We start from the raw sequence: 18,886 nt of genomic DNA, 5'->3' as shown, positions 1-18,886 counted from the left end.
ACCCACCTGATCCGGCCGATGCTGGTGCCCGCGGACGACAGACGTCGTCCGCGGGCATCGGTCTGTAGAGTGCTGCGGACGACCACGCTGAGTCGCCGCGTCCTGCCCTTCCGGCGGATCGGCCACATGGCTACGCTCGCCTGGATGCTCCGTTACGAGACCGTGACACCGGTATTTCGGATCTGGTGTTGACGCAATCTATGTGAGCGCTAACACTACCCGAAAGATGACAGTTGGCCCCGGCAGTCGGCGGGGGAGTCCAGAGAGGAGAAGCCCGTGGGCAGGAAATTCCTGGTTGCTCTCGGCGGCGCCGCACTGGCGCTGAGTTTGGCGGCGTGCAGCGGCGGGGGTGCGGGCAGCGGTGAGAAGTCCGGCGACGAGAAGCCCAGCGATCTGACCATCGGTGTGTCGATGCCGACGCAGACCTCGGAGCGGTGGATCGCCGACGGCAACGCGGTGAAGTCGAAGCTTGAGGCCAAGGGCTACAAGGTCGACCTCCAGTACGCCGGCGACGACATCCCCACGCAGTCGCAGCAGGTCGACCAGATGATCACCCAGGGTGCCGATGTTCTGGTCCTCGCGGCGATCGACGGCACCGCGCTCAGCAGCCAGCTGCAGGCCGCCGCGGCCGCGAAGATCCCGGTCATCTCCTACGACCGGCTGATCCGTGGCAGCAAGGACGTCGACTTCTACGTCAGCTTCGACAACTACAAGGTTGGCGTCGCCCAGGGCACCGCGCTGCTCGTCGGTCTCGGCCTGCTGAACAAGGACGGCTCGAAGGGCACGGCCAAGGGGCCGCTGAACGTCGAGCTCTTCGCCGGGTCGCTGGATGACAACAACACCCAGTACTTCTTCGGCGGCGCGATGGACACGCTGAAGCCGTTCATCGACAACGGCACGCTGGTCGTCAAGTCCAAGCAGACCACCCCCGAGCAGGTAGCCATCCTGCGGTGGCAGCAGGAGACCGCGCAGAAGCGGATGGAGAACCTGCTCACCTCCAGCTACAACGACGGCTCGAAGGTCGACGGCGTGCTCTCGCCGTACGACGGCATCTCCCGCGGCATCATCACCGCCCTGCAGAACGCCGGCTACGGCAAGGGCGCGAAGAAGCTCCCGGTGGTGACCGGCCAGGACGCGGAGATCGCCTCGATCAAGCTGATCAACGACGGCGTGCAGAGCTCCACGGTCTTCAAGGACACCCGGCTGCTGGCCGAGCAGGCCGTGAACGCGGCCGAGGCGTTCCTGCAGAAGAAGCAGCCGCAGGCCAACGACACCAAGACGTACAACAACGGCGTCAAGGTCGTCCCGGCGTACCTGCTGCCGATCGCGACCGTCTACAAGGACGACATCAAGGCGACGCTGATCGACTCCGGCTACTGGACGGCGGAAGAGGTCGCCGCCGGTCAGGCCAAGAAGTAAGCCACTCGTCGGGCCCGGCGGTCACCCGCCGGGCCCGACGCCTGGGCGCGTACCACGTCCAGACCTGACGGAGGACAGTGACAATGGACGACACCATCCTCGAGATGCGTCGCATCACCAAGACCTTCCCCGGCGTGACCGCGCTGGAGGACGTCACCCTCGCAGTGCGCCGCGGGGAGATCCACGCCATCTGTGGTGAGAACGGCGCCGGCAAGTCCACCCTGATGAAGGTGCTGTCCGGCGTCTACCCGTCCGGCTCGTACGACGGCGAGATCCTCTTCGACGGCAAGCCGATGCAGTTCCGTGGCATCCGCGACAGCGAGGCCAACGGCATCGTCATCATCCACCAGGAGCTCGCCCTGGTGCCGTACCTGTCGATCGCGGAGAACATCTTCCTCGGCAACGAGCGGCGCGGCCGCAGCGGGCTCATCGACTGGAACTTCGCCAACGCCGAAGCGGCGAAGCTGCTCGCGTCCGTCGGGCTGCACGAGAACCCGGTCACCCCGGTCATCCAGCTCGGCGTCGGCAAGCAGCAGCTCGTGGAGATCGCCAAGGCGCTGTCGAAGAAGGTGCGCCTGCTCATCCTGGACGAGCCGACGGCCGCGCTCAACGACATCGACTCGGCGCACCTGCTCGACCTGTTGCGGGCCCTCAAGGAGCAGGGCATCACCTGCATCATGATCTCGCACAAGCTCAACGAGATCACCGCCATCGCCGACTCGACCACAGTCATCCGCGACGGGCGCGCCGTGGAGACCCTCGACATGCGGTCGGACGAGGTGACCCAGCAGCGGATCATCCGGGGCATGGTCGGGCGCGACCTGGACAGCTTCTACCCCGACCGCGAGTCGTCCCCCGGTGATGAGGTCCTGCGCATCGAGGACTGGACGGTGCGTCACCCGGTCCAGGACCGGATGGTCGTCGAGGGCGTCGGCCTGTCCGTACGCGCCGGCGAGGTCGTCGGCATCGCGGGCCTCATGGGGGCCGGGCGGACCGAGCTGGCCATGAGCGTGTTCGGTCGGTCCTACGGGCGCGACATCCGGGGCCGACTCTTCGTTCACGGGCGGGAGGTGCAGGCACGCACCGTCGCCGAGGCGATCGACAACGGCATCGCCTACGTCACCGAGGACCGCAAACGCTACGGCCTCAACCTCATCGACGACGTGCGGCGCAACGTGTCCGCCGCCGCGTTGGACCGGCTGTCCCGCCTGGGCTGGGTGAACGGCAACGAGGAGATCAAGGTTGCCGAGGCGAGCCGCAAGGAGATGAACATCCGGACGCCGAGCGTCATGGCGGTGGTCGGCAAGCTCTCCGGCGGCAACCAGCAGAAGGTCGTCCTGTCGAAGTGGCTGTTCACCGACCCGGACGTGCTGATCCTCGACGAGCCCACCCGTGGCATCGACGTCGGCGCCAAGTACGAGATCTACACGATCATCAACCGGCTGGTGGCCGCCGGTAAGGCGGTGATCGTCATCTCCTCCGAGCTGCCGGAGCTGCTCGGAATGTGCGACCGCATCTACACCCTCGCCGCCGGCCGGATCACCGGCGAGATGCCGGTGGCCGAGGCGACTCAGGAGAGCCTCATGGAGCTGATGACCAAGGACAAGGAGCTCGTCGGATGACCAGCATCAAGACCCCTTCGACGGAGCACCCCACGCCCCCGGACAGCCCGCCCGCCGCCGCCCTGCACAGCGGGACGAGCGACCTGCGGGCGCTGGTGTTGAACAACCTGCGGCAGAGCGGGATCTACGTCGCCCTGGTCGTCATCGTCGCGCTCTTCGCGGTCCTGACCGACGGGGTGCTGCTGAGCCCCGGCAACATCACCAACATCGTCCTCCAGTACTCGTACATCCTGGTCCTCGCGATCGGGATGGTCATCCTGATCATCGGCGGGCACATCGACCTGTCGGTCGGATCGGTCGTCGCACTCACCGGCGCGGTCTCCGCCGTCCTGGTGATCCAGCAGGGCCACCCCTGGTGGATCGGCGTCGTGGCCGCGCTGGTCGTCGGTGTCGCGGTCGGGGCGTGGCACGGGTTCTGGGTGGCGTACGCCGGCATTCCGGCCTTCATCGTGACCCTGGCCGGCATGCTGCTGTTCCGGGGTCTGACCCTGCGGGTGCTCGACAACATCTCGCTGTCGCCGTTCCCGTCCGAGTACCAGCAGGTCGCGGCGGGCTTCCTCAACGGCCTGCTCGGTGGGCAGGGCTTCGACGCCTTCACGCTGCTGATCGGTGCCATCGCCGTGGCCGGCTACGCGGTCAGCGGCTTCCGCACCCGCGTGGCGCGGATCCGCTACCAGCAGCCCGTCGAGTCGTTCCCGCTCTTCGTCGCCCGGGTCGTGCTGGTCGGCGCGGTCCTCATGTACTTCGCCTGGCAGCTGGCGCACGCCCGAGGGCTGCCGATCGTGCTGATCATCCTGGCGGTCCTGGTGCTGGTCTACGGCCTGCTCACCCGGCGTACCGTCTTCGGTCGCCAGGTCTACGCGATCGGCGGCAACCTGTCGGCGGCGGCGCTGTCCGGGGTGAAGGTCCGCACCGTCAACTTCTGGATGTTCGTCAACATGGGCTTCCTGGCGGCGGTGGCCGGCGTCATCTACTCGTCGCGGTCGAACGGCGCCCAGCCCGCCGCCGGCAACATGTTCGAGCTGGACGCGATCGCCGCGGCCTTCATCGGCGGCGCGGCGGTCACCGGTGGCGTGGGCACCGTGGTGGGCGCGATGGTCGGTGGTCTGATCATGGCGGTGATGAGCAACGGCATGCAGTTGATGGGCATCGACCAGTCGACCCAGTCGGTGGTCAAGGGTCTCGTCCTGCTCGTCGCGGTCGCCTTCGACGTCTACAACAAGCGTCGCGCCGGCACGGCCCGCTGACGCTCGGCCGGTACGCACGTGCCCCCTGCCCGCCTCGCGGACAGGGGGCACGCGTTTGTCAGTGGCAGGTGCTGGTGCCGCTGTCGGTGTAGGTCTGGCCGGCCACCGGCACGAACTGCCAGTCGTAGCTGTTGGAGTGCAGGGTGAACTTCAGTACGCCCCACGCCGAGCTGTTACGCGCCTCGCTGTTGGGCTGGATGGTGCCGAAGCCGTAGTGGCCGGCGCCGCCCATCCCGGCGACGAAGCTGCGCAGACCCCGGCTGGAGTCGGCGCCACCGGCCGGGTTCATCGGGGCGAACCGCTCGTACACGTGGTTGTGTCCCCACACCACGACGTCGGCGTTGTAGTCGTAGAGGGCCTGGTACAGCGGACGCGTCGACGTCGACGGCGCGTGGTTGGAGCTGGACGTGAACAGCGGGTGGTGCCAGTACGCGATAGTGCACGGCCTGCTGCTGGCGGCCAGGTCCGCGCGCAGCCACTGCTCCTGCGTCGAGCCGGCCGACATGCTGATGTTCGAGTTCAGCGACACGACGTGCCAGTTGCCGAGGTCGTACGAGTAGTACCCGCGCCCGCTCGGGCCGGCGGACGTACCGAAGTAGTTGTAGTAGCCGGTCGCGCCCGACGTGTTGTAGTCGTGGTTGCCCGGCGACGGGCGGGTGCGGGACTTGTGCCGACCCCAGGTGGGCTCGTAGTAGCTGTTGAACTGCGACGCCGTCCCGCTGTCGTAGACGTTGTCGCCGGTGGTGAAGACCGTCCCAGGGATGCTGTCCAGCAGCGTCGCGGTGGCGCTGTCGCCGGAGCCCGAGTCGGCGATGTCGCCGGCACCGACGAACACCGGGTCGCCCGACGGGGGTGGCGTGGTGGTCCCGGTGGTGACCACCAGTTGCGGAGCGTCCGCGCCACTCTCGCGGGTGTCGTAGTAGGCGCCGTCACCGCTTGTCGAGGTGGCGCCGAAGCTGTACGTGCCGTTGCCGGTGACCGCGGCCGTGACGTCGACCTCGTACCAGGTGTTGCCGCTGACCGCGCCGATCGTGCCGAGCGTGGCCCCGTCGATGGTCGGCTGGTTGTTCCAGGTGGTGCCGGTCTCCGACCAGGTCGTGTTGGACATCCGGCGGAACGTGCCACCGGCGTCGCTGCCGCTGTTGCCGCTGATCGTGCGCAGTCGCAACTTGGCGCCGGTCACCGTGCCGCTGACACCGCTCACTGTGAAGCGCAGGAACGAGCGTCGCACTGGCGAGTTGTCGACCACCACCTGCGTGGACGTGCCGTAGTTGGTGGCGGCCGCGTCGCTCTGGACGTAGGTGTCGGCGACCGGCGTGAAGGTCACGCTCGCCGCCGACGCCGCGCCAGCGCCGGTCACGACGACGGCGGCGGTCGCGGCGACGATCACCGTGACCACCCCCAGCGTCACCGACGGACGGGGGAATCGAATGTCCATCCAGGACTCCTTACCTCGTGGGAAGAGCGCAAGGAATGTAGGAAGATCGATGAGCCGGCGGGCGACGGGCGGATGAACAGCGCGTCCCGGCAGGCGAACACCTCGCTGTTGGGAACTCGTTCATCCGACCCTCGTCCGGACGCCACTCGCGGTCCGTTGTGCCTCCTCCACTGAGTACGGACGATGGCTGCCCGTCGACCGCTGATCAGAGGAGATGCTCGTGTACCTGTCGACCGTCTCCCGACCGGTCGCCGACCAACCCGGATCGGGGCCGCGGCGCCGCCGGTTCGCAATGGTCAGCGGCAACGTCGTCGCGCTCGGCACTGTCAGTCTGATCACCGACGTGTCGGCCGAGATGGTGGCCGCGGTCCTGCCGCTCTATCTGGTGCTGGGCCTTCACCTCAGCCCGGTGGCCTTCGGTGTGCTGGACGGCGTCCACACCGGCGCCACCGCGCTGCTGCGGGTCGTCGGTGGTTTTGCCGCCGACCGGTTCCGGCGGCGCAAGCTGATCGCCGGCGTCGGGTACGCGCTCTCGGCGGTCGCGAAGCTCGGCCTGCTGCTCGCCGGTCGGTCGATCCCGGCGATCGGCGCCGTCATCGCCGTCGACCGGATCGGCAAGGGGGTGCGGAGCGCGCCGCGCGACGCGCTGATCACGCTCTCCACGCCACCCGAGGCGCTGGGTCGGGCGTTCGGGGTGCACCGGGCGATGGACAGCGTCGGCGCGTTCCTCGGGCCACTCGCCGCGTTCGCGGTCCTGTTGGTCGTCGGGCAGTCGTACGACGCGGTCTTCGTCACCAGCTTCTGCATCGCGGCCCTGGCCGTCGTGGTGCTCGTGCTCTTCGTTCGGGAGCAGCCGGACGGCGAGGCGACGGACGGCGAGGCGGCGGGCGAGACCAACGGCCCCAAGGTCTCCGTCCGCGAGGCATTCGGGCTGCTGCGCGGCGGACCGGCCCGGCGGCTGGTGCTGGCCGCCGCGATGCTCGGGCTGGCCACCATCGGCGACGGCTTCGTCTACCTGCTGCTGCAACGCCGGATGGACCTCGGCCTGCGTTGGTTCCCGCTGCTCGCGGTGGGAACCAGCCTGGCGTACCTGCTGCTCGCCGCCCCGCTCGGCGTACTCGCCGACCGGATCGGTCGCCTGCCCGTGGTGATCGGCGGTTACACCGCCCTCGGTGCGACGTACCTGCTGCTGGCCGGTCCGGTCGACGGTTGGCCATTGATCGCCCTGGCGCTGACGCTGTACGGCGCCTTCTACGCGGCCACCGACGGCGTGCTCATCGCGCTCGCCGGTCCGGTGCTGCCGGCGCGTCTGCGGACCACCGGAATCGCGTTGGTGCAGACCGGGCAGGCCCTCGCGTACCTCGTCTCCTCCGTGCTGTTCGGTCTGGCCTGGCAGTCGTGGGGGCCGGAGAACGCGATCCGCGCGGCGGCCGTGGCCGTCGCCGGCGTCCTGGTCGGCACGCTGCTCCTGCTGGCCTCCCCGTCCCGACTCACCACCCGGAAGGTGCCCCGATGACCGCGATGTCGACCCGAGCGAAGCTCGGCGTGGTGGTCGCCTCGGCCGTGCTGCTGGGCACCGTGGCGGCCGGCTACGCGGCCACGGCCGCGCAGGCTCCCCGGACGCCGCCACCCGCTGGCGGCGCGCAGGCGGTCACCCTGACGTCCGGGCCGCGCCTGCTGGCGATCACCGACCGGCACGTCTCCACCGTCGCCGCGACCAACCCCGCCGGGCCGCGCACCGTCGCCGGCCTGGAATGCCTCCGGGTGTACGCGGCGGCCGGCACCGGGGTCTGCCTGAAGCCGGAGACGGCGTGGTCGTACCAGGTTGTCGTGCTCGACGCGGCGCTGCGCCAGACCCGAGCGGTCAGTGTGCCGGGGCTGCCGAACCGGGCCCGGGTCTCGGCCTCCGGCCGGATGGTCTCCTGGACGACGTTCGTCGGTGGCGACTCGTACACCTCCAGTGGCTTCTCCACGCGCACCGGGATCCTCGACACCCGTACCGGCGCCACTGTGGCCTCGCTCGAAGAGTTCGCGATCACCCGGGACGGCCGGGGCTACCGCAACGCGGACGTCAACTACTGGGGAGTCACCTTCACCGCCGACGACAACCGCTTCTACGCCACGATGGCGACCGGGGGTGAGAGGTACCTCGTCCGGGGTGACCTCGCGGCCCGTACGGTCGAGACGCTGAAGGAGAACGTCGAGTGCCCGTCGCTGTCACCGGACGGCACCCGGCTCGCGTTCAAGGAGGCGGTCGACGCCGACCCGGCGAAGGGCTGGCGGCTGTCGGTCCTGGACCTGGCGAGCACGCGGGTCACCGCGACCGCCGAGGTCCGCAGCGTCGATGACCAGGCCGCGTGGCTGGACAACGGAAAGCTGGCCTACACGCTGCGTCGGGACGACGGCCAGCCCGACGTCTGGAGCGTCCCGGCGGACGGGTCCGGCACGCCGACGCTGGTGATTCCCGGCGCCGAGTCGCCGTCGCCGCTCACCTGACGGTCCGGCCCCCGGTCCGGCGGTCCGGACACCTGAACGCCTTGGCGTGGACAGCATTCCGTCATGTCCGATTCCGCCGCGCAGCCATCGCCGTTCATCGACGTTCCCGAGGCTGTTGACCATGACAAGGCTGAGCCGTCGCATCTTCGTCCTCAGTGGACTCGTGACCGCCGGAGTCGCTGTGACACCCCGCCAGGGTGCCCGCGCCGCGGTGCCGTACCCCTTCAAACTCGGTGTGGCGTCCGGTGACCCGGCGCCCGACAGTGTGGTCCTCTGGACCCGGCTGGCACCCTCCCCGCTCAACGCCGACGGGCAGGGCGGCATGACCAACGCCGACGTGACAGTGGAGTGGCAGGTGTCCACCACCGACCGGTTCACCTCGCTGGTCGCCTCCGGCTCGGTGGTCGCCCGGTACGCCGACGCGCACTCCGTGCACGCCATCGCGGGCGGGCTCGCCGCCGACTCCGACTACTACTACCGGTTCCGGGCCCAGGGTCAGATCTCGCCGGTCGGGCGGACCCGGACCGCCCCGGCGCCCAGCGCCTTCGGCCGCGACCTGGTGATGGCCTTCGCCTCCTGCGCCCACTACGAGGCCGGCTACTACACCGCGTACCGGCGGATGGCCGAGGACAACCCCGGCCTGATCCTGCACCTCGGCGACTACATCTACGAGGGCGGCGTCGGCACCTCCACGGTGCGGCAGCACGTCGGCGCCGAGATCGTGTCGCTGGCCGACTACCGCCGCCGGTACGCGCTGTACAAGTCCGACCCCGACCTGCAGGCGGCCCACGCGGCGGCACCCTGGCTGGTGGTGCCGGACGACCACGAGGTGGAGAACAACTACGCCAACATGGTCCGCAACGACAGCAGCCCCACGCTGACCGCAGCCCAGTGGACCGCCCGGCGCACCGCCGCGTACCGGGCCTACTACGAGAACATGCCGTTGCGACCGGCGTCCGCCGCCAACGGCAACAGCATCCCGCTGTACCGACGGGTCCGGTGGGGGCAGCTCGCCACCTTCCACATGCTCGACACCCGGCAGTTCCGCGACGACCAGGCCTGCGGCGACGGTTGGAAGGTCTGCGCCGACGCGGACCTGGCGTCCCGTTCGCTGACCGGCGCCACCCAGGAGGCGTGGCTGCTCGACGGGCTGGCCCAGCGCTACGGCACCTGGGACATCCTCGGCCAGCAGGTCTTCTTCGCCCAGCAACTCGATGCGAACGGGGCGGCGAGCATGGACGCGTGGGACGGCTACCGGGCCTCCCGCAGCCGCATCCAGACCGGCTGGCAGCAACGTGGGGTGCGCAACCCGCTGGTGCTCACCGGCGACGTGCACCGCTCGTGGGCCAACGATCTCAAGGCCGACTACGCCAACCCCTCCTCGGCCACCATCGGCACCGAGCTGGTCTGCACCTCGATCAGTTCCACCGGCAACGGCAGCGGCAGCACCACGGTCCCGAACGCGGCGGCCAACCCGCACCTGAAGTTCTACTCGGACCGGCGCGGCTACGTCCGTACCACCATCAGCCGCAGCCAGGTCCGCGCGGACTTCCGCGCGGTGAACACAGTGACCGAGCATGGCGCGGCGGCGTCCACAGTGCGTTCGTTCGTCATCCTCGACGGCCAGCCCGGCCTGCAGGCCGGGTAAGGGAGAGAGCCACCATGACCGCGATCACCGCACTGCTCACCGCGTCCCTGCTGGTCCCGAACGTGGTTCCCGGCCCGACCGCGATGACCGCCGAGGCGGTCACCTGGACCACCGCGAACAGCGTCGCCACCGGCGACCAGGACCTGCCCTCCATCGCCATGAACCGCAACGGCCACGTCGCAGTGGTCTGGGAGGACGACCGGGACGCCACCGCCCCGCAGGACGACACCCACAGCGAGGTCTACCTGCGGCTGTTCCGCGACGGCACCCCCGCCTACGAGCTGAAGCTCTCCACCGGGGGAACCAGCGGAGCCGCCTGGCGGCACCTCAGCCCCGACGTGGGGCTCGACGACCGGGGCAACGCCGTGGTGGTCTGGGCCGCCGACGGTGACGGCAACGGCGTCTACAACATCCAGTACCGGGTGGTGTCACCCGCCGGCGCGGTGCTCGGCTCGGGGCAGGCCAACGCCAGCGACGCCGGGCAGCAGATCTGGCCGAAGGTGGCGGTCGACCCGGACGGCGCGCCCACCAACGCCGCCGCCGTCGGCTTCACAGTGGTCTGGGAGGACGTGCAGGGAACCGCTCCCGCCACCGTCAAGGCCGCCGGCTTCACCGCCGCCACCACCAAGGCGTACGAGGTGACGGCCTCACAGACGACGGGCACGCACCACCGTCCCGACGTGGCGGTGTCCGCCTCCGGTGAGGCGCTGGTGGTCTGGGACGAGGACGCCGACGCGAACGGCTCGTACAACATCGGGCTGACCCGGCTGGCCCGGTCCAACGGCGCGGTGGCGCTGTCGCGGCGGACGGCCAACGCCCAGAGCGGTGGGCAGCAGCAGCGTGCCTCGGTCGCGGCGAACTTCGCCGGCGACTTCACCGTCGGATGGGAATCCGACCACACCGGCACCCGGGGTGTCTGGGCCCGATCGTTCACCGCGACGGGTACGGCCCGGCACGACGAGGTTCCGGTCTCCACCGGCACCGGTGCCATCGCTCCCGGGGTCGGCATCGACGACCAGGACAACGTCGTGGTGGGCTGGACGGTCTCCGGCGCCAACCCGGACGTCTGGGCGCGCGGCCTCAACCCGGACGGCACGTCCACCGGCCGGCTGGCGGCCCAGGCGCTGAGCCAGACCACGACGGGTCGCCAGGAGCACTTCGCGGTCGCCGCGTCGCCCTGGGGCGAGGTGAGCGTCTGCTACACCGACGACAACGACGGCAACTCCTTTGACCAGGTGCTCCTCGGCCTGGGGACGACGAACTCCACCTGGCTGATGTCCGCCGACGAGCTGCGCCGACTGAAGGCGCGGGCCACCACGGCACGCTGACGAATCCGAGCGTCGGCGAGTGAAATCGGACGATGTAGGAAACCTTCGCTGAGCGCGTTGACTTCGACGGTTTACTACACAACAATCAGCTTCAATATTTACGCCTATCTCTTGAACCTGGCAGTCGTCGCTGCTCAGGCCCGCCAGCACTGCACCCCTCAGCGGCCACGGGCTCTGCATCAAGCCGGCCCGAGATCCCAATCGAAAGTGAGGGCACGATGAGAAACGGTCGACGATTCGCCGGCGGCGTCGCCGCGGCCCTGTTGATGGTCACGAGCCTGATCGGGGCCACCCCCGGCGCCGCCTCCGCGGCCGTGACCCCCACGCTCACCGCTGCGGTGACCGCCAAACTGCTCGGCACCGCCGAGCTGTCCGCCGCCGATGCGCGACCGGAGACCCGGATCACCGTCAGCCGCACCAGCGGCCGGTGGGCGTTCGGCACCGCCGTCGCGCTCGCGCCCCGACAGGAGGACGCCCACCCGACCGGATCGATCTTCATCGCCCGGTCCGAGCCCGCCGGGTGGCGGATCGCCTTCGACGGCGAGGCCGCCTTCGGTGCGCTGGCCGCCGAGTCGCCCCTGGTGACAAGTCAGGAGAAGAGCGTCCTCACCACCACCCCCACCCCGATGTACGCGGGCGGGGACTACCGGACCGGAATGGCCCTGCCGTTCGGTGTGGGCCAGACGTGGACGCTCACCAGCGGCCCGCACGGCTGGGGTGGGACCGAGTCCCCGTACAGCTCGGTCGACCTGGCCGGTGGTGACCAGGTGGTCCGCGCCACCCGCGCCGGAGCGGCGTACACGATGTGTCAGGGGTGGATCCGGGTCATTCACGACCGGGGCTACTCGACCGACTACTACCACCTGTGGAACAGCATCTCCGTCAACGGCGCCAGCGTCGGCCAGGGAGCCGTCCTGGGCAACACCGGCACGGACGTCACCTGCGGTGGAGCCGCCTACGGCCGACACGTCCACTTCGGACTTCGGCAGAACAGCGCGTACGTGCCGATCGCCGGCCACGACATCGGCAAGTGGGTACTGGCCAACGGCGCCGCCGCGTACCAGGGCGGGGCGCGGCACGGGTCGGCCTGGGCCGGTGCCGGCGGTGGCCTGTACAACTACGGCGCGCTCGGCTTCAACCAGGGGGTGGTCGACGCGAACGGTGGCGGGGTGCTCACCCGACGTGCCGGGCCGGGGACCGGCTACGGCTCGCTGGGCTCGGTGGCCGACGGCGCCACTGTCACCATCTCCTGCTCCGCCAACGGCACCTCCCACACCGGCCGGTACGGCACCACGGCGCTCTGGAACCGGTTGAGCGACGGCAGTTGGGTGTCCGACGCCTACCTGTCGACCGGTGTGAACGGCCCGATCAACGGCTGGTGCTGACGAGGTTCATCCCTGGGGGTTGGCGGCCCACCGGCCGCCAACCCCCGGTAACCGCAAGGAGGGCTCATGTCCGTTCGCACCTTCCACGGAGGCCGGCTCCTGCTCGCCCTGACCACCGCCCTGGCCGGAGTCGTCGCGGTTGTGTCACCGGCTGTCGCCGACCCCGGCGGTACGCCGGCGCCGGCCGCCCCGCTGGCCGTCGCGTTCGACACCGCCGCCGCGCGGTACGACGTGCCACGCGACCTGCTGGTGGCGCTGGGGTACGCCGAGTCGCGGCTGGACATGCACGCCCGCACACCAAGCGCGGCAGGCGGTCACGGGCTGATGCACCTGGCGAGCACCCCCGGCGTGCGCACCCTGGACGAGGCTGCCGCGCTCACCCGGCTCAGTCCGGCCGCGCTGCGGACCGAACCCGCGGCGAACGTGCTCGGGGCGGCGGCCGTGCTGCGCTCGTACGCCGATCAGGCCGGCCTCACCGCCGCGACGCGCGACGACGTGAACGGTTGGTACGGAGCGGTCGCCCGGTACGGCGGCGCCACCGAGGCGTCGGTCGCGCGGCTCTACGCCGACACCGTCTACGACCTGCTGCGGACCGGGTTCACCGGGCGCGGCGAGGCGGTGGCCGGGCGACCGGTCGCGCCCCGGCGGGGTGGCCTGGAGCGGGCCGCCGTGCTCGGCGGGATCGGCACCCTGAGCACCGACTACGGGCCGGCCGCGTGGGCGCCGGCCAGCACGAGCAACTACACGGTGGCCAGTCGACCGGGCAGCCACCCGGTCACCCGCATCGTCATCCACATGACGCAGGGCTCGTACGCCGGCGCTGTCAGCTGGTTCCAGAACCCGGCCGCGCAGGCCAGCGCGCACTACACCTTCCGCTCCTCCGACGGGGCCGTCACCCAGTCGGTGCGGGAGAAGGACATCGCCTGGCACGCCGGCAACTGGACCTACAACACCGAGTCGATCGGCATCGAGCACGAGGGGTTCGTCGACAACCCCGCCTGGTTCACCGACGCGATGTACCGCGCCTCGGCCGCGCTCACCCGCAGCCTCGCCACGAAGTACGGCATACCCAGGGACCGGGCGCACATCATCGCCCACCGTGAGGTGCCCGGTGCCACCCACACCGACCCGGGCCCGAACTGGAACTGGACCTACTACATGCAGTTGGTGAACGGGATCACCGGCATTGGCTCCGGCACGGTCAACACCGAGGCGTCCAGCCTCAACGTGCGCTCCGGCCCCGGCGCCAGCTATCCGGTCGTCGGGTCGGTCGCCGACGGCGCCACCGTCGCCGTCTACTGCCAGGCCGTCGGCAGCACGGTCACCGGCCCGTACGGTACGACTGCCGTGTGGAACCGGATCGGCACCAACCGCTACGTCTCGGACGCCTTCGTGCTGACCGGCTACGACGGGTACATCCCGAACGTGCCGCGCTGCTGAGGGCGCGGTACGACCACGACCGCTCAGGCGGCCGCCGACGAGCCGAAGAGCAGGTCCAGCTGGGCGTCCAGCGCGCCCAGCGCCTGCTCGGCGGTGTACTGCCCGCCCAGCAGGTAGACGCCCAACCCCTCCATCAACGCGAGCAGGCCGGCCCCCTCGGCGGTGTCTCCGCTGGGCAGGACGCTGGCGATGAAGCTGGTCAGCTGCATGGTGTCGGCCCGCAGGCCGGTCGCGGACGCCGGTCGTACCGCGGTGTAGGCGAGGAATGCCAGTGCCACCCGCCCGTCGTCACGGGTGCGGTCGTCGAGCGGCAACAGCGCCGCGATCATTGTGCGCAGCAGCAGCCGGGGGGCGGGGTTCTCGCCCAGCCGCGCCAGGGCCTCGGTGACCCGGGCCTGGCCACGCTCGCGGACCACCGCCATCGCGAACGCCATCATCTCGTCCTTGGTCCGGAAGTAGTGCTGGACCATCCCGGCGGACACGCCGGCCGCGGCAGCCACGTGTCGGAGGCTGACGGCCTCCAGGCCCTGATCCGCGGCGACCCGCATCAGCGCGTCCGCGATGAGGGTGCGTCGCTCCTGGTGATCGACCTTCTTGGGCATGGCCTCGATCGTTTCACAGTGGGTGGCCCGGGGACTCCGCCAGCGCGGTGGTCACCGGCTGACGGTCTGGCTCACCGGAGTGCCCCGAGCGCTGCGCAGCAGGCCGTCCGGGTCGTCGGCGTACAGTCGCAGCTCGTTGACCGGCGTGGACCCGGCCTTCGGCAGGTCGAAGGTCAGCGGCCGACGCAGCAGGACGTCGATGCTGGTCTGGCTGCCGACCGAGATGGACACCACCCGGCGGTCGCCCTCCTGCTCGACCTGCACCGATCTGCTCGACGGCAGCGATCGGTAGCGCTTGCGCAGCGCCTCGACGTCCGTCCACGGGATCCAGATGTCGACGCCCCAGCTGAGCCGCACCCGCAGGCCTCGGTCGCCCACGACGTGGGGGTGGATCGTCATGCTGGCGAACACGCCGATCATCCAGAGCAGACCCCAGATGCCGAGGCCCAGCACGATCCAGCGGGCGGGCCGCCACGGCACCACGTGGGTGACCACCACGTCGAAGATCGGGATCTCCACGACCGACAGGCCGATGAAGATGCCCAGGATCGGCTTGACCACGCCGAGGTAGCCGAACGGCTCGTCGCCGGGCCCCAGCGGCAGTGGACGACGCCGCGCCCACACGTACAGGCTGCGCCACGTCGCGGCCTCGGCCTCGGCCGCCCGACGCAGCAGCGGGCCCACTCGCGCCCTGGTCGGTGTCTTCGTGTCGGTCATGGTCGTCCTTCTTGCTCGGGGGCCGACGGTTCGTGCAGCGTGACGGTTCCGGCGCTGCCGTCCACTGTGACGAGCTGCCCGGTGGTGATGGTCCGGGTGGCGTCCGGCACGCAGATGACGGCGGGAATGCCGTACTCACGGGCCACCGTCGGGCCGTGCGCCATGATCGCGCCGGTCTCGGTGACCAGCGCCGCCGCGGTGAGGAACAGCGGGGTCCAGCCAGGGTCCGTGGTCGCGGCCACCAGGACTTCGCCGGGCTCGACGTGGGCGGTGCCCGGGTCGTGCACCACCCGGGCGGGGCCGGTCACCCGGCCCGCCGACGCACCCACTCCGGCGAGCGTCCCGTCGCCCGTCGATGCCGCCGGCAGGACGGTCTCCACATCCGTACCGTCGGAGAGCAGTGCCACCGGGACCGTCCGACGCCGCAGCTCCCGGCGGTGCACGGCCCGTCGGGCGGTGACGGTGCCGCGCAGATCAACACCCTGGTGTACGACTGTGTGTACCTCGTCGAGGGTCAGGAACATGATGTCGTCGGGCTGGTCCAGCGACCCGCGGGCGTGCAGATCGGCGCCGATGAGCAGCAGTTGGCGACGGGTCTCGCGCAGCGGGTACAGCCCGGCGAACTTGCCGGCCTCACGCAGGCCGGCCAACGACCGCGCCCGGCGCAACAGGAAACCGGCGATCCTGCCCCGGACCGGCCGTCGGCGGCGAGCTCGGGTGACCAGTTCCTCCAGCGCTGTCTCGGCCGCCGAGGCGGCCCGCTGAAAGCGCTGGTCGGGACCCTGTTGCGGGTCGGTGACCCGCAGGTAGTTGGCGACCGCGGCGAAGACCGGCGTGGGGTCCTCCGCCCAGCGCGGCACCCCGAGGTCGACTTCGGCGACGCCCCGGTGCCCGTAGACGTCCAGGAAGGCCGCCATGCCGATGTCGGGCAGCGTCCCGCGCAGGTGGCGTGCGGCCAACTCGGCCGGCGGGGTGTCGAGGAGGAACTGGCGGTGCTCGCCCACGCCCTGGGCGAGCCGCCACAGGGCCAGGTCCATCTCGATGGTGACGTTGTGCGGCATGCCGCCGAGCACGGTGTGGATCTCGTCCGGGCCGGCGACGCCCTTGAGCAGCGCGGTCGGCAGGGCGGCGGCGAGCATCCCGGCGACGATCGGCCACATGATCGCGTCGGCGCTGTCATCGGCGGCGTCGTCGTCCTGCGCCTGCACGAAGCGCAGCCGGTCCGCGGTGGTACGCAGGTCGGCGGGGGCGGCCGAACGTACCCGCAGCTGCTCGATCGCCTCGAACATCCGGGTCCGCGTCGCCTCGGGACGGGCCAGCGCCCGCAGGATCCCCACCACCGCGCGGCGGGCCGTCCGCAGCGAAGTGGCCCCCGGTGCCCCACCGCGCCAGGCGCCGCCGCTGGTCGGGGCGAACCGGGGATCGGCCAGCACGTGCTGCATCACCGCCTGGGCGCGCGGCCCGAAGTCGACAGCCAAAAGCTTCACCAGTCTCTTGCGGGACGACCGGTCGCGCGCGAGGTCGGTCAGATCGCCGTAGAGGCGGCCGCCGATGTCGACGATCTCGACCCGCACCCCGAGCGCGGCGAGCATCGCGGCGATCTGCGTCCGCAGGGTCGACATGCCCATCGGGGTCACCGGTTGCAGCATGCCCTGGACGTGCCCGAACTCCAGGTAGACGCGGGGGAGGGGCTTCTCGCTGAGCGGCGGGGCGGGGAACAGGCTGGTGATCGGCCGGGACTGGAGGAGCCACAGGACGTCGTCAGCGTCGATGGCCCACTCGACATCCTGCGGGCAGCCGAAGTGGGCCTGCAACCGCTCGCCGGTGGCGCGGAGGCGGGCCAGCTGCGTGGACGTCAGGCATCCGGCCTCGGTGCGCGTGACGTCGTCGAGGATGTAGTGGTCGACGGCTGCCGCGCCGTCCACCACTGTCGTGCCGAGGCCGGCAGCGGCGTCGACGGCCATCTCGTCGCGGCGCCCGGTCAGCGGGTTCGCGGTGAACAGCACTCCGGCCACCGTGGGTGCAACCATGCGCTGCACGACGACGGCCATCCGCACCGTTTGGTGATCGATGCCCCGGGCGTCGCGGTAGGCGGTCGCGCGGTCGCCGTGCAGCGATGCCCAGCATTTCTCGATGGCGGCGATCAGATCGGCGGTGCCGGTGACGTCGAGGACGGTGTCCTGCTGCCCGGCGAAGCTCGCGTCCGGCAGGTCCTCGGCTGTGGCGCTGGAGCGCACCGCCACCGGGCCCGCGCCGAGCCGCTGGTACGCGGCGACGACCTCGGCCGTGGGGACGACGCCGAGCCGGTGTGCCTCGGTGGTCACGCAGAAACCGTCGGGGACCCGCTCGCCGTGCCGGATCAGCTCGCCCAGCCCGGCCGCCTTGCCGCCGACCAGGGCGGCCATCTCGGCGGTCACCTCGGACAACGCGATCACGTGCATGGCAGCCCACTCTCGTTGCAATACAACTGCATTGCATCTGACGATATCCCCTTTGCGATGCGACTGCAATGTCACCGCTGCGGGTGCGCCACCTCGGGATCGGAACGTTGCCGGGATCTGCCATGCTCGGACCGGTGACGACCGGCCGCCCGACCAGAGCCCGTTCCCACCGCCACCCTCGAAGCCGCGCCATCCGGGTCCTCCTCGCGCTCGTCGCGGCGGCGGCCGTTCTGGGTGTCGCGGTGGTCGCGGTGCCGATGCTGCGACCGGCTGGGCCGCGCCCGCTCTTCCAGATGCCGGTGACCTGCGGCGAGACGTGGCAGCTCAGCACCTACCCCGGTCACGACGACTACGACGTCGATTTCTTCCCGACCGAGGGCGAGACGTGGGGGCGGCCGGTGCTCGCCTCGTACGCCGGCACGGTCACCGTGGCGGGCATCAACGGCTCGTTGGGTGGTCGGAACCCGGAGAACCCGGATGGCCCACGGGGGCGCGGTGGCGGCTACTGGGTGAAGATCGACCACGGCGGCAAGTGGGAGACGCAGTACCTGCACATGCTCGAACCGCCACTGGTGACGGTCGGTCAGAAGGTGGCCCAGGGTGACCAGATCGGGCGGCTCGGCAGCACCGGCAACTCCGGAGCCCCGCACCTGCACTACGAGCAGCGCCGCGGCTGGGAGAAGGTCGAGACCCACTTCGACGGCGCGCCGTCGGGCATCACCACCGACGAACGCGAACAGATCCTGCGGCGGGTGAGCAACAACTGCCCGGCCGTCTCCTGAGGACCGCAGTTTGCCCGGCGCGGCTCGGGGGCACTGATTCGGGGGACAGCGCAGACGCAGGGGAGGAGCCGGTCATGGCCAAGGGTGACGTCGACACGTACCACGAGGACGGGCAGTGGAAGAACAAGCCGGAGGGCCAGGAGCGGGCCAGCAGTACGCATGACGTGAAGGCCGACGCGCAGGCCCAGGGTCGCGAGATGGCGGCCGACCGCGGCGTCGAGCACGTGATCAAGAAGCAGGACGGCACGATCGGGGAGAAGAACACCTACCCCCGCAGCCGTGACCCCCGGGACATCGAGGGCTGACAGCTTCCAGTCTCAG

At 70.6% G+C, this 18,886-nt stretch carries 15 protein-coding genes; 11 read left to right on the top strand and 4 right to left on the bottom strand.

All coding sequences use genetic code 11. The features are described from left to right. Window positions 1-276: 276 nt before the first annotated feature. The 3 genes from chvE (at window position 277) to mmsB (ending at window position 4,288) form a co-directional block, all read left to right on the top strand. Window positions 277-1,419, top strand: coding sequence for a multiple monosaccharide ABC transporter substrate-binding protein (chvE, locus tag MED15_RS25975; RefSeq protein ID WP_112585359.1), 1,143 nt, complete (start codon window positions 277-279; stop codon window positions 1,417-1,419). An 83-nt stretch (window positions 1,420-1,502) separates the two neighbouring features. Further along, a complete protein-coding gene (gene mmsA, locus MED15_RS25970; RefSeq protein WP_112585361.1) occupies window positions 1,503-3,041 on the top strand; it encodes a multiple monosaccharide ABC transporter ATP-binding protein in 1,539 nt (512 codons plus the stop codon). Then, entirely contained in the window at window positions 3,038-4,288 is a 1,251-nt protein-coding gene (gene mmsB / locus MED15_RS25965; protein WP_112585363.1) for a multiple monosaccharide ABC transporter permease, read from the top strand. Before mmsA ends, mmsB begins: the two co-directional genes overlap by 4 nt. 58 nt (window positions 4,289-4,346) lie before the next feature. On the opposite strand, the gene MED15_RS25960 is transcribed toward mmsB, so the two are convergent. Continuing rightward, window positions 4,347-5,726 carry a CBM96 family carbohydrate-binding protein gene (locus MED15_RS25960; protein ID WP_112698228.1) on the bottom strand — a complete coding sequence of 460 codons (1,380 nt, stop codon included), beginning with the start codon at window positions 5,724-5,726 and terminating at the stop codon, window positions 4,347-4,349. 214 nt (window positions 5,727-5,940) lie between these two features. Between MED15_RS25960 and MED15_RS25955 the strand changes: the two genes are divergently transcribed. The 6 genes from MED15_RS25955 (at window position 5,941) to MED15_RS25930 (ending at window position 14,023) form a co-directional block, all read left to right on the top strand. Continuing rightward, on the top strand, window positions 5,941-7,242 hold the full coding sequence (locus tag MED15_RS25955; RefSeq protein ID WP_112726636.1) for an MFS transporter: 1,302 nt from the start codon (window positions 5,941-5,943) through the stop codon (window positions 7,240-7,242). Beyond that, window positions 7,239-8,222, top strand: a complete 984-nt coding sequence (locus tag MED15_RS25950) for a TolB family protein (protein ID WP_112726637.1) — start codon at window positions 7,239-7,241, stop codon at window positions 8,220-8,222. The genes MED15_RS25955 and MED15_RS25950 overlap by 4 nt, the downstream gene beginning before the upstream one ends. A gap of 121 nt (window positions 8,223-8,343) precedes the next feature. Further along, entirely contained in the window at window positions 8,344-9,870 is a 1,527-nt protein-coding gene (locus MED15_RS25945; protein WP_112737171.1) for an alkaline phosphatase D family protein, read from the top strand. A 14-nt stretch (window positions 9,871-9,884) separates the two neighbouring features. After that, window positions 9,885-11,198 carry a hypothetical protein gene (locus MED15_RS25940; protein WP_112737169.1) on the top strand — a complete coding sequence of 438 codons (1,314 nt, stop codon included), beginning with the start codon at window positions 9,885-9,887 and terminating at the stop codon, window positions 11,196-11,198. Between the two features lie 218 nt (window positions 11,199-11,416). Beyond that, window positions 11,417-12,583 (top strand): peptidoglycan DD-metalloendopeptidase family protein, encoded by a 1,167-nt coding sequence (locus MED15_RS25935; RefSeq protein WP_244220586.1) that lies wholly within the window; start codon window positions 11,417-11,419, stop codon window positions 12,581-12,583. A gap of 66 nt (window positions 12,584-12,649) precedes the next feature. Beyond that, window positions 12,650-14,023: an N-acetylmuramoyl-L-alanine amidase gene (locus MED15_RS25930; RefSeq protein WP_112737167.1), complete on the top strand. Its 1,374-nt coding sequence runs from the start codon at window positions 12,650-12,652 to the stop codon at window positions 14,021-14,023. A 23-nt stretch (window positions 14,024-14,046) separates the two neighbouring features. On the opposite strand, the gene MED15_RS25925 is transcribed toward MED15_RS25930, so the two are convergent. From MED15_RS25925 to MED15_RS25915, 3 genes are read right to left on the bottom strand one after another with little or no spacing between them, the layout of a single operon-like run. Then, window positions 14,047-14,625, bottom strand: a complete 579-nt coding sequence (locus MED15_RS25925; protein WP_112585380.1) for a TetR/AcrR family transcriptional regulator — start codon at window positions 14,623-14,625, stop codon at window positions 14,047-14,049. A 51-nt stretch (window positions 14,626-14,676) separates the two neighbouring features. Then, window positions 14,677-15,342, bottom strand: coding sequence for a hypothetical protein (locus MED15_RS25920; protein ID WP_112737165.1), 666 nt, complete (start codon window positions 15,340-15,342; stop codon window positions 14,677-14,679). Then, complete coding sequence (locus MED15_RS25915) at window positions 15,339-17,783, bottom strand: PEP/pyruvate-binding domain-containing protein (RefSeq protein WP_112737163.1); 2,445 nt, start codon at window positions 17,781-17,783, stop codon at window positions 15,339-15,341. Before MED15_RS25915 ends, MED15_RS25920 begins: the two co-directional genes overlap by 4 nt. 122 nt (window positions 17,784-17,905) lie before the next feature. Here MED15_RS25915 and MED15_RS25910 point away from each other — a divergent pair, with 122 nt between their 5' ends. After that, window positions 17,906-18,565 (top strand): M23 family metallopeptidase, encoded by a 660-nt coding sequence (locus MED15_RS25910; protein WP_112733324.1) that lies wholly within the window; start codon window positions 17,906-17,908, stop codon window positions 18,563-18,565. Between the two features lie 74 nt (window positions 18,566-18,639). Beyond that, window positions 18,640-18,870 (top strand): DUF2188 domain-containing protein, encoded by a 231-nt coding sequence (locus MED15_RS25905; protein WP_091401205.1) that lies wholly within the window; start codon window positions 18,640-18,642, stop codon window positions 18,868-18,870. Window positions 18,871-18,886 lie beyond the last annotated feature (16 nt).

The organism is Micromonospora noduli (genome assembly GCF_003264475.1).
In the GTDB taxonomy this organism is placed as follows: domain Bacteria; phylum Actinomycetota; class Actinomycetes; order Mycobacteriales; family Micromonosporaceae; genus Micromonospora; species Micromonospora noduli.
This window is presented reverse-complemented; position numbering and strand designations above follow the sequence as displayed.

What these genes read in the sequence shown, in the direction of transcription:
- MED15_RS25935 (WP_244220586.1), top strand. Translation starts at nt 11,417, where the DNA reads ATGAGAAACGGTCGACGATTCGCCGGCGGCGTCGCCGCGGCCCTGTTG.
- MED15_RS25955 (WP_112726636.1), top strand. Translation starts at nt 5,941, where the DNA reads ATGCTCGTGTACCTGTCGACCGTCTCCCGACCGGTCGCCGACCAACCC.
- MED15_RS25915 (WP_112737163.1), bottom strand. Translation starts at nt 17,783, where the DNA reads ATGCACGTGATCGCGTTGTCCGAGGTGACCGCCGAGATGGCCGCCCTG.
- MED15_RS25920 (WP_112737165.1), bottom strand. Translation starts at nt 15,342, where the DNA reads ATGACCGACACGAAGACACCGACCAGGGCGCGAGTGGGCCCGCTGCTG.
- MED15_RS25930 (WP_112737167.1), top strand. Translation starts at nt 12,650, where the DNA reads ATGTCCGTTCGCACCTTCCACGGAGGCCGGCTCCTGCTCGCCCTGACC.
- MED15_RS25940 (WP_112737169.1), top strand. Translation starts at nt 9,885, where the DNA reads ATGACCGCGATCACCGCACTGCTCACCGCGTCCCTGCTGGTCCCGAAC.
- MED15_RS25925 (WP_112585380.1), bottom strand. Translation starts at nt 14,625, where the DNA reads ATGCCCAAGAAGGTCGATCACCAGGAGCGACGCACCCTCATCGCGGAC.
- MED15_RS25945 (WP_112737171.1), top strand. Translation starts at nt 8,344, where the DNA reads ATGACAAGGCTGAGCCGTCGCATCTTCGTCCTCAGTGGACTCGTGACC.
- MED15_RS25910 (WP_112733324.1), top strand. Translation starts at nt 17,906, where the DNA reads ATGCTCGGACCGGTGACGACCGGCCGCCCGACCAGAGCCCGTTCCCAC.
- mmsA (WP_112585361.1), top strand. Translation starts at nt 1,503, where the DNA reads ATGGACGACACCATCCTCGAGATGCGTCGCATCACCAAGACCTTCCCC.
- MED15_RS25950 (WP_112726637.1), top strand. Translation starts at nt 7,239, where the DNA reads ATGACCGCGATGTCGACCCGAGCGAAGCTCGGCGTGGTGGTCGCCTCG.
- MED15_RS25960 (WP_112698228.1), bottom strand. Translation starts at nt 5,726, where the DNA reads ATGGACATTCGATTCCCCCGTCCGTCGGTGACGCTGGGGGTGGTCACG.
- MED15_RS25905 (WP_091401205.1), top strand. Translation starts at nt 18,640, where the DNA reads ATGGCCAAGGGTGACGTCGACACGTACCACGAGGACGGGCAGTGGAAG.
- mmsB (WP_112585363.1), top strand. Translation starts at nt 3,038, where the DNA reads ATGACCAGCATCAAGACCCCTTCGACGGAGCACCCCACGCCCCCGGAC.